Origin of the sequence: Psychrobacter sp. Ps6, assembly GCF_022129235.1 — a bacterium.
Lineage (GTDB): Bacteria > Pseudomonadota > Gammaproteobacteria > Pseudomonadales > Moraxellaceae > Psychrobacter.
On sequence record NZ_JADQAI010000001.1, the window covers coordinates 527269 to 538157 of the forward strand.

Here is a 10889-nt window from a genome sequence, read left to right on the forward strand (position 1 = left end):
GCATCATTCATATAAAAAGCTACTCGCATTTACGTATCTATGTATCAAAGAAAAAGGGATATCATGAGCGCTATCATAACCAGTAAACTGAGTCCAAACTCAAGCGACTTTCAGCAAAACAGTGCAGCGATGCAAGAGATTGTCGATGACCTGTATGTGCACCTGCGTAAAGTCGCCCAAGGCGGCTCAGAGCGCGCACGTGCCAAGCATCTAGCACGCGGCAAGCTGCTACCACGTGAGCGTGTCGAGCGTTTGCTTGATGTGGGTACGCCATTTTTGGAAGTGGCGCCGATGGCAGCGCATGACATGTATGGCGAAGAGATTCCAGCGGCTGGCGTGATTGCCGGTATCGGTCGTATCAATGGTATTGAATGTATGATCGTTTGTAATGATGCCACGGTAAAAGGCGGCACGTACTACCCAATGACGGTCAAAAAACATCTACGTGCGCAAGAAATTGCACAAGAAAATCATTTGCCGTGCGTTTATTTGGTCGATTCAGGTGGTGCCAACTTACCGAACCAAGATGACGTGTTCCCTGATAAAGAGCATTTTGGCCGTATCTTTTTTAACCAAGCCAATCTGAGTGCGGCAGGTATACCGCAAATCGCGGTGGTCATGGGTAGCTGTACGGCTGGCGGCGCGTATGTGCCTGCGATGAGCGATGAATCTATTATTGTCAAAGAGCAAGGCACCATCTTTTTGGGTGGTCCGCCGCTCGTCAAAGCAGCAACGGGTGAAGAGGTGACCGCAGAGGATTTGGGCGGCGGCGATGTCCATACGCGGCTCTCAGGCGTGGTCGATCACTTAGCGCAAAACGACACGCATGCGTTATCCATCGCCCGTAATATCGTCAGTCATCTCAATCGCCCTGCTAAAAATATTCCCAATCAAATTGCTCCTAAGCCACCACGTTATGATGCCAAAGAGCTGTACGGCGTGATTCCAACGGACAAGCGCAAGCCATTTGATATCAAAGAAATCATCGCGCGTATCGTTGATGACAGTGCCTTTGATGAATTCAAAGCACGTTTTGGCACGACGTTGGTTTGTGGGTTTGCCCATATCGAAGGGATGCCCGTCGGTATTATCGCTAATAACGGCATTCTGTTTAGTGAGTCAGCGCAAAAAGGCACGCACTTCATCGAGCTATGCTGTAAGCGCAAAATTCCATTGGTATTTTTGCAGAATATCACAGGCTTTATGGTTGGGCGTAAATACGAAAACGAAGGCATTGCCCGCCACGGTGCCAAGATGGTGATGGCAGTTGCTAATGCCAAAGTACCGAAATTTACCGTCATCGTTGGTGGCTCGTTCGGCGCGGGTAACTACGGCATGTGTGGCCGCGCTTATAGCCCGCGTTTCTTATGGATGTGGCCAAATGCGCGTATCTCTGTCATGGGCGGTGAGCAAGCAGCCTCAGTACTGGCAACGGTCAAGCGTGATAACTTTGATCGCAAGGGGGAGGCGTGGAGTGAGGAAGACGAAGCGGCTTTTAAAGCGCCTATTCGTGAGATGTATGAAGCGCAAGGCCATCCGTATTATGCCACCGCGCGCCTGTGGGATGATGGCGTGATTGACCCTGCTGATACCCGTCATGTATTGGCATTGGGACTGAGCGCTGCCTATAACGCTCCGATTGAAGAGACGGCTTTCGGTGTCTTTAGAATGTAAGCGTTCCAATGTCTGCTCATAATGAGAGAGTGGTGCGACAATTTTTTAAATACGATTCTACCGCGACATCGGGTTTTGACATCTTACTTTCTTATATGAACATTATGATGGATGACCCAAACGTTGGGCTAAGTATTTACACAGATATACGAATAGGAAGATAGAGAAAGTTATGAAAGAAGCAAAATCAAAAAATAGTAATGATTATAAAAGCCTGTTGGTCAGCGTTGAGCAGCATGTGGCTACGGTGACATTGAATCGTCCTGAGATACGTAATGCCTTTAATGATGAAATGATAGCCGAGTTAACCGATGCCTTTACCAAGCTCGGCACTGATGACAATGTACGTGTTGTGGTGCTCGCTGCTGCTGGCAAAGCGTTTTGTGCGGGTGCTGATCTTAATTGGATGCGCGCCATGGCGGACTATAGCTATGAGGAGAATTTAGCGGATGCGGATAAATTGGCGCAAATGCTCAAGACGATTTATGAATGCCCTAAGCCTACGATTGCAGCAATCCAAGGTGATGTTTATGCCGGTGGTATGGGGTTAGTTGCCGTTTGTGATGTGGCCATCGCTGTGAAGATTGCTAATTTTTGTCTCAGCGAAGTGCGTTTGGGATTGGCGCCTGCGACCATCAGTCCTTATGTCGTCCGAGCGATGGGCGCTAGAGCTGCGCAGCGTTACTTCTTAAGTGCTGAGGTGTTTGATGCCAAAAAAGCACGTCAGCTTGGTTTTATCCATGAGCGCGTGAGCGAAGAGTGGTTAGATGATGAAGTAGCGACACTTTGTGCCAAAATGGTCAAAAATAGCCCGGATGCAGTCAAAACCTGCAAGCAGCTATTACACGATGTCGCTGGCGCGCCCATTACTGATGAGCTGATTGCCGACACGGTCAAAGGAATTGCTGATATTCGCTCATCAACACAAGGCCGCGAGGGCGTGCAAGCCTTTTTGCAAAAGCGTAAGCCTGATTGGCTAACGGCAGACTAACTAGCAGCAGAATAATGATAGATAAATGGGCAAACAGACAAGACGTCAAATAACAACGACAAGATACAGGGATAGTTATGTTTTCTAAAATTCTAATCGCCAACCGTGGTGAAATTGCTTGCCGAGTGGCCGCGACTGCCAAACGTCTTGGCGTCAGTACCGTCGCTGTTTATTCTGATGCTGACCGCGAGGCCAAGCACGTGGCTGTCTGTGATGAGGCAGTTTATTTGGGCGGTTCGGCACCAAAAGACAGCTATCTCAAAGGTGATGCCATTATTGCTATTGCTAAGCAAGCAGGCGCTGAGGCCATTCATCCAGGCTATGGATTCTTAAGTGAAAACGCCAATTTTGCACAGTCTTGCCAAGATGCTGGCTTGGTCTTTATCGGACCGTCTGCTGATGCGATTCGCGCCATGGGCGGCAAGTCTGAGTCCAAGCGCTTGATGGAGGCCGCTGGTGTGCCGCTGATACCCGGCTATCACGGTGACAATCAAGATGCACAGTTTTTGCAGCAGCAAGCAGATGCTATTGGTTATCCAGTATTGATCAAAGCGAGTGCAGGCGGCGGCGGTAAAGGCATGCGTATCGTTGAGCAAAGCAGTGACTTTATTGACTTGCTTGACTCGTGTCGCCGTGAAGCGATTACCAGTTTTGGCAATGATCAAGTGTTGATCGAGAAATATGCGCTAAAACCACGTCATATCGAAATCCAAGTATTTGGTGATACGCATGGCAATTATGTGCATTTGTTTGAGCGTGATTGCTCGGTACAGCGTCGCCATCAAAAAGTATTAGAAGAAGCGCCGGCACCAGGTGTCGATACGGCCATGCGTCAAGCGATGGGCACAGCCGCAATCGAAGCAGCACGTGCGGTTGATTACGTTGGCGCAGGCACAGTTGAGTTCATCGTTGAGCAGCGCGAAGGCACGATGAACTTCTACTTCATGGAGATGAACACGCGCTTGCAAGTTGAGCATCCCGTTAGTGAAGCCATTACTGGTGTGGATTTGGTCGAGTGGCAGCTATTGGTCGCTGCGGGTCAGTCATTGCCAAAAACACAAGATGATTTGGCTATCAACGGTCATGCAATTGAAGCGCGTATCTGTGCTGAAAACCCTGACAACAACTTCTTGCCAGCGACAGGGACATTATTCACTTATCAAAAGCCTGAGCATAGCACCTTTGTCATTGATAAAAACGGCGCTGATGTGCGTATCGATGATGGCGTACGTGAGGGTGATGTGATCAGCCCTTTTTATGATTCTATGATTGCCAAGCTTATCGTCCATGCGCCCACACGCGAGCAAGCACTGGCAAGACTCGATCGAGCATTGGAGCAGACGCGTATCGTCGGTCTGCCAAATAATGTGGCATTTTTGCGTTATATTTTAAATACCGATTCATTCAGCACAGCCAATCTCGATACGGCGCTGATAGAGCGCGAGCAGGATAAGCTGTTTGATCAGCATCCGCTTGGATTATCCACGCTTGTGGTAACAGCTATCGCGCAGCAGCTAGCGAGTGAGGCTGTATCACAAAAGACAGACAATGACCCCTTTAGTAAGCCGACAGGGTTCCGTGCTTATAGCGATTATACTCGCTCCTTTAGCTTGGTGTATGATGAGCAGTCCTATTATGCCCGTATCAGCAATTGGCACAATGCGAGTGGCGCTGATCGTAAAAAGGGCTGCGAAAATCTCAGTAGCTTTGCGCTTGTCATTGGCAAAGAAATCGCGAATGCGCAGGATGATCGCAATATCAATGTAGCCGCTCAGACCGAAACGGTTTATGAAGGTCAGATCAGCTATGATAGCAGTGACGCGCACAATCATACCTTATGGTTAGAGGATACACGTATCAGTGCCCAGAGCTGGGTCAATAATGAGACAGTTTATGTGTTCACAAATAGCGGACGCGATGAAATCACTTTAATTGACATCATGGCACATGTGGGCGAAGACACAGCAGCGGTTGGCAGTTTGAAGTCGCCGATGCCAGGTCAAGTGGTTGCCTTTAAAGTTGCGGTAGGCGACACGGTCAAAAAAGGTGAGCCGCTTGCGGTCATTGAGGCCATGAAAATCGAACATACCATTACCGCACCGACGGATGGTGTGGTAGCAGAGTTATTATTTGCAGCAGGTGATTTGGTTGCTGATGGTGATGAGCTATTGCGCATCGATAGTGAAAGCAGTCAGTAAAAAGGACTATAAAAATGAGTATCTCGTATCCAAACCATTCGTATCCAAGCCATGTCACCATCGTCGATGTCAGTCCGCGTGATGGATTGCAAAACGAATCTATGACGGTGCCGACTGAGGTTAAGCAAACGCTTATCAATGATTTAATTGATGCAGGGATTAAAAAGCTTGAGGCGACCAGTTTTGTCTCGCCTAAGTGGGTACCACAAATGGGTGATAACAGCGCGTTACTGGATGCGCTAGCACCGACGCGGCAGACGGACGTTTGCTACTCGGTACTCGTGCCCAATATGCGCGGCTTTGACAATGCGATTGCATACCGTCCTGATGAAATCGTTATTTTTGGCTCAGCCAGCGAAACCTTTTGCCAAAAAAATATCAACTGCAGTATCGATGAGAGTATTGAGCGTTTCGCGCCCGTTGCCGCGGCAGCAAAAGCGCAAGGTATTAAAGTGCGAGGCGTTATCTCTTGTACCGTTGGTTGTCCTTATGAAGGGGAGATTGACCCCAGCCAAGTCGCTTATGTAACCAAGCGATTGATTGAGATCGGTTCAGAGCAGATCGGTATTGCTGATACCATTGGTGTGGGTACACCCCTCAAAGTACAGCGCACCCTACAAGCAGCGCTTGAATATGCTGATATCACGATGTTATCAGGTCACTTTCATGATACTTATGGCCAAGCACTCAGCAATACCTTAGCGGCATTACAAATGGGTGTCAGCGAATTTGATACCTCGGTGGCGGGCCTTGGTGGTTGTCCGTATGCCAAAGGCGCAACGGGTAATGTCGCAACCGAAGATGTGGTGTATATGTTGCATGGTATGGGTATCAGCACGGGTATCGACTTGGATAAGTTGGTTGTAGCAGGCGAACGTATTAGTGCGTTTTTAAAACGTCCAAATGGCTCAAATGTGGCACGTGCCTTAATCAATAAGCGTCAGTCTTAAAAAATTATCGTAAAAATTAAATACTAAAAACAAGGAATGGTTATGAGTTTACCTGGATTGAATTTTCAGCTTGGCGAAGATATTGACGCCCTACGTGATGTCGTGCAGCAGTTTGCGGCAAATGAAATCGCCCCACGTGCTGCCGAGATTGACAGTAGTGACGAGTTCCCCATGGATCTGTGGCAAAAGATGGGTGACCTCGGTCTACATGGTATTACCGTTCCTGAAGAGTACGGTGGCTCTAACATGGGTTATGTCGCCCATATGGTCGCGATGGAAGAGATCAGCCGTGCTTCAGCATCAGTAGCGCTTAGCTATGGTGCACACTCTAATCTATGTATCAACCAAATTAAACGCAACGGCTCTGAGGAACAAAAGCAAAAATATCTGCCGAAGCTTATCAGCGGTGAGTTCATCGGTGCCTTAGCAATGAGTGAGACAGGCGCTGGCTCAGATGTCGTCAGCATGAAGCTCAAAGCCGAAGAAAAAAACGGCAGCTACGTGCTGAACGGTAGCAAGATGTGGATCACGAATGGCCCTGATGCGGACGTGATGGTGGTCTATGCCAAGACCAATCCTGAGATGGGCGCTAAAGGTATGACCGCCTTTATCGTTGAAAAAGGTATGAAAGGGTTTGGTACTGCGCAAAAGCTAGACAAGCTTGGCATGCGTGGTAGCCATACGGGTGAGATGACTTTTAACAATGTGACCGTACCAAGCGATAATATCTTGGGTGGCCTAAACGAAGGTGTGAAAGTACTCATGAGCGGGCTAGATTATGAGCGTGCGGTATTGGCGGCAGGTCCTATCGGTATCATGCAAGCGGTGATGGACAATGTCGTGCCTTATATCCATGATCGTAAGCAGTTTGGTCAAGCCATTGGTGAGTTTCAGTTGATCCAAGGCAAAGTCGCCGACATGTATACCATTCTGCAAGCAGGTCGCAGCTTCTTATACACCGTGGGTAAAAACCTCGATATGCTAGACGCGCGCGGCGCTGGTCATAGTCGAGAAGTGCGCAAAGACTGTGCTAGTGTAATCTTATGGTGCGCCGAAAAAGCCACATGGATGGCGGGTGAGGGTATCCAAATATTTGGCGGTAATGGTTATACCAACGAATATCCGCTTGGTCGCTACTGGCGCGATGCTAAGCTGTATGAGATTGGCGCAGGTACTAGCGAGATTCGTCGTATGCTGGTCGGTCGTGAGCTGTTTAACGAGACCAAATAAAAAAAGATTAAAGCAGTAGCTAGCAAAGCTCTGACCTTACAAAAGAGAAAAGCACATATAAAAAAAGCAGCACGCTTTAAACGTGCTGCTTTTTTTGTCAGTGTGACATTATGATATTGAGTTATCTATGTCGGATTATGACTTATTACGATAATCAAAATACCGTGCCAGACCGTTTAATAATAAATCATCACGTAAGCGTACGGGGCGATTGACATGCTGCGAGATAGTGGCTGCATCGCCGCCCGTCATGATCACTTCAAAGTTGGGGTGGCGACGGCTAATCTCATTGACCGCACCAACGATAGAGAGCAAGATGCCACGATGCACGGCGTCTTGGGTGGTCATGCCTTGGCCAACGCTATCAAACGTGCCATTAGAGATTGTGATTTGTTTAGTCCCAGAAAACAGAGACTCGCGTTGCAAGTAGATACTGGGGAAGATATAACCACCCAAATGCTCAGCGTGATCAATTAAATCAATCGTCACCGCCGTACCGCAGCCGATCACGCATTGGCGTTTTTTCTTATCGACGGCTCCTAGCATTTGTAGCCAGCGGTCACAGCCGAGCTGCTGGTCATTGTAAGCACTTTTCATCAGTGGATGCGCAGCATCAACATGGACAAACTCAAATGGAATGTTCAGACGACTGAGCGTCTCTGACACTTGGGCATTCAGCTTATCGCCCAGTACGGATGAGATACCAATAAAATCGGGCGCATAACGCTCAAAGCGGTCAGTCAGACCCATGAGTAATTCAGCGGGTGCTTGCAGATGCTGCTTGGCATCATGTGAGACTATCTGCCCGATATCGTCGGTCAGCCAGTATTTTAGGCGGGTATTGCCAAGATCAAGCCAGAGCATAAAAATCCCTTTATATAGCGCTCGTTAATGATGGTGCTCGTCAGTTTGGTGGTTAAGCCTAATAAATAACGTCAATGCGTCCAGTAAAAAGCGTAGAAATCTTACCGTTATCTTGCTGCAATTGCAAACACCCATGAGTATCCACGCCGCAAGCTAACCCTGTCATCACTTGCTTTTTATTATTGTAGTCTTGGGTAACGCGCAATCGCAGACCCGCTAGTGCGTCCATCGCAGCAAACTGCTGTAAGAATCCATCTAAATAGTACGTATGACCTGTTGGTTTTTCTATACCCAAATGCTCAAAGCGTGTCATCGCTGCCATGAGTGCCGTCGTCATTTGCTGATACAGCGTTTGTAAGTCTGGCAGGCTCGTGGCAGCTGCCACTTCTGGATATAGCAACCCATGGATGTCTTGTAAACTGATCGCTTGATAACTCATTCCCTCAGACGTTTGAGCGGTGAGCTTTGGTGCGGCTTGCACATTTAAACCAATACCCAGTACTACACCAACCAGCTTGCCAGATTTGGTCACGGGTTCTATCAAGATACCAGCGAGTTTTTGAAAGGGTAGTGTTTGCTGATGTGCCTCACCGCTATCCAATGACGCACGCTTAACATCTTGAGATGGATAAAACCCTAAGTCATTGGCCCATTTCACCCCAATTGGTGTCAATCCTTGCGCTAGTAAATGTTCATTTAAAGTTTGGATGACAGGCATTTTTGCCAGCTCAAGGCCAATAATTAAAGACAATAAACCACTAACTGGCATATGCACGGGGTGATATAGCGACAGATAGACATTGCCGCGCGGCGACTGCCACGAGCGCCCATGTTGTCCACGTCCCGCGCTTTGGGTCTCTGCGGTCAAGACGTGTATGGTAGCAGCATCTAGCGTGCCATCTTGCAATGCTGCGATCAGCTCGCTATTGGTTGAGGCGCTACTGGCAACGTGACGGTGGTTGAGATCGGATAAATAGCTGGAAAAACTGGTGAGTGTTGGCATAGGTTTAGTCGATGTGGTTAAGAGAAACTTTGATATACTAGGCGGTTGTCAAAGACAGCATAAAGGTCACGTTAAGATTTGGCAAATACAGTTGAGTGCACAAAGAAACCAGTAAGTATGAAATAAAATTAATACTAGACCAGTATTATAAAAGGTTTGTTCTATGATGTTATATGTGTGGTTTGTGATTGCAGGGGCGTTTGCAGGTGTTAGCGCAGGGTTATTTGGCGTGGGCGGCGGCATGATTATCGTTCCCGCACTGGTGTGGATTTTTACCGCTTATGACTTTTCGCCAGAAGTAGTGACACATTTAGCCATTGGTACGTCTCTTGCGACCATCGTGATCACTTCGATCAGCTCACTGACGGCTCATAATAAACGCGGCGGTGTCCGCTGGGAAGTATGGCGCAAGATGGCGCTTGGGTTAGTCATCGGTAGCGTTGTGGGCGCAGGCGTGGCAGATATGATTGATGGTCAGGCGCTACAAGCCATCATCGGTGTTGGCGCGCTACTGGTTGCGCTAAAAATGCTGTTCTTTTCTAATAAAGAGAAAGTAGGTAAACCGTTGCCGCCTGCTGGGGTGCAGTTTGGCGCAGGTACGGGCATTGGTATGGCGTCGTCTATCTTCGGTATTGGCGGTGGTAGTCTGACCGTACCGTTTTTGAACTGGGCGGGATTGCCGATGAAACAATCGGTCGGTACGTCAGCGGCGTGTGGTCTTCCTATTGCTCTAGCTGGCGCGGCTGGGTTTGCCTGGTTTGGTCAAGATGTGGTTAATCTGCCCGAGGGCACCATCGGGTTTGTCCACGTCACCGGATTCTTATTTATTTCGGTGGCAAGCTTTGCGATGGCAAAAGTCGGTGCCAAGCTCGCCCATGTATTGCCTGCTCTGATGCTCAAGCGCGCGTTTGGCGTGCTACTGATATTTGCAGGAGGGCAGTTGTTATTAAGTGGACTGGGTGTGTTGTAGCAATCTCAAATCTTTGTCGTAAAAAATGTAAACCATGAGACATTCTTAGTATGAAAGCAGCAGAAAAATATCGCCGTGTTTTTGGCTCAATAAGTCATTTAAAAGATCAGCTATCATGGACGATTGGTCTTACGAATATGGTAGAGTTTTTGGCGTGGGAGCCGCAACGTATTTTAGGTATTACTAAAAAGCAATACGTACGCCAAATCATTGAATGGGTCGCTCACCCAGATATGAAGGACAAAAATATAGAAGAGATTGAGCAGTCAGTCATCAAAAAGCTCAATACAAAAATGCATGAGTCTGAGCAGCTAGAGACGTATTCAACGCAAACGACGGGCATCTGTAATGCGAGAGAAGCTGTGCGCCGTGTAAAATTCTTTTCTGAGGATTATCTAAATAAAGAGTTCGATATTTTTTTGAGTTTATGTAGTGATGTCTACTTAGACTCATTTTATCAGCAATTCATCACCTTTGAGCCAAGTGGATTATGGTCGACACATGGTAATAGCGGTATATTTGAATTCAGTGCAGAGCTAAAAGCAATGTACATGGACAACTTGGCCTACAACCATCAGGCGAACGTGTTGATAGCGAATGAGTTAAAACTCGCTGGCCGGAAAAACCCAGACCAAATCCTAAAGTACTGCGTGATGTATGAGCATTTGCTCGAAAAAGGCTTTATCGATAAAGGGGCTAAGTTTTTGTTGTTATTCATCGGTGGTAATGCGCTAAAGCATAACAAGCAAACACTCGTAGATCGGGAGCTGGCACTGTGTCACAAACGACCCAAGAAATATCAGCATCTCTTAAGACCAGAGCTGTTAGAAATCGTCGATCATCTACAAGTGGCCAGCATCACATGGTCAGCATTGATTGAGTTCAATCAGCGCTACTTAGCAGAAAACGAGGTCAGCCAAGTCGAACAAAAACTGCTGCAAGGGTTTCACCAGAGCCTGAAGGCAAAATCGTTTATGCACTTAGACGTTTAACCCTAAAAACTCACAAC

Annotated in this window: 9 protein-coding genes; 7 read left to right on the forward strand and 2 right to left on the reverse strand. The window is 47.7% G+C overall.

What is annotated here, in order from left to right:
* Positions 1-63: 63 nt before the first annotated feature.
* The 5 genes from I3255_RS02245 (at position 64) to I3255_RS02265 (ending at position 7043) form a co-directional block, all read left to right on the forward strand.
* The gene (locus I3255_RS02245; RefSeq protein WP_238036376.1) at positions 64-1674 is read left to right on the forward strand and encodes a carboxyl transferase domain-containing protein; all 1611 of its coding nucleotides are present in this window, start codon (positions 64-66) and stop codon (positions 1672-1674) included.
* 172 nt (positions 1675-1846) lie between these two features.
* Positions 1847-2665: an enoyl-CoA hydratase/isomerase family protein gene (locus I3255_RS02250; RefSeq protein WP_238036378.1), complete on the forward strand. Its 819-nt coding sequence runs from the start codon at positions 1847-1849 to the stop codon at positions 2663-2665.
* 77 nt (positions 2666-2742) lie between these two features.
* The gene (locus I3255_RS02255) at positions 2743-4863 is read left to right on the forward strand and encodes an acetyl/propionyl/methylcrotonyl-CoA carboxylase subunit alpha (protein ID WP_238036379.1); all 2121 of its coding nucleotides are present in this window, start codon (positions 2743-2745) and stop codon (positions 4861-4863) included.
* A 14-nt stretch (positions 4864-4877) separates the two neighbouring features.
* Positions 4878-5813, forward strand: coding sequence for a hydroxymethylglutaryl-CoA lyase (locus I3255_RS02260; protein WP_238036381.1), 936 nt, complete (start codon positions 4878-4880; stop codon positions 5811-5813).
* Between the two features lie 42 nt (positions 5814-5855).
* Complete coding sequence (locus I3255_RS02265) at positions 5856-7043, forward strand: isovaleryl-CoA dehydrogenase (RefSeq protein WP_238036383.1); 1188 nt, start codon at positions 5856-5858, stop codon at positions 7041-7043.
* Between the two features lie 135 nt (positions 7044-7178).
* On the opposite strand, the gene I3255_RS02270 is transcribed toward I3255_RS02265, so the two are convergent.
* Together I3255_RS02270 and I3255_RS02275 are read right to left on the reverse strand one after the other, a co-directional pair.
* Complete coding sequence (locus I3255_RS02270; RefSeq protein WP_238036386.1) at positions 7179-7907, reverse strand: pantothenate kinase; 729 nt, start codon at positions 7905-7907, stop codon at positions 7179-7181.
* A gap of 58 nt (positions 7908-7965) precedes the next feature.
* A complete protein-coding gene (locus tag I3255_RS02275; protein WP_238036388.1) occupies positions 7966-8910 on the reverse strand; it encodes a biotin--[acetyl-CoA-carboxylase] ligase in 945 nt (314 codons plus the stop codon).
* A gap of 166 nt (positions 8911-9076) precedes the next feature.
* On the opposite strand from I3255_RS02275, the gene I3255_RS02280 reads away from it, so the two are divergent.
* Both I3255_RS02280 and I3255_RS02285 read left to right on the forward strand, forming a co-directional pair.
* Positions 9077-9880: a sulfite exporter TauE/SafE family protein gene (locus I3255_RS02280; protein WP_238036535.1), complete on the forward strand. Its 804-nt coding sequence runs from the start codon at positions 9077-9079 to the stop codon at positions 9878-9880.
* Between the two features lie 50 nt (positions 9881-9930).
* Positions 9931-10872 (forward strand): hypothetical protein, encoded by a 942-nt coding sequence (locus tag I3255_RS02285; RefSeq protein ID WP_238036390.1) that lies wholly within the window; start codon positions 9931-9933, stop codon positions 10870-10872.
* Positions 10873-10889: the final 17 nt, after the last annotated feature.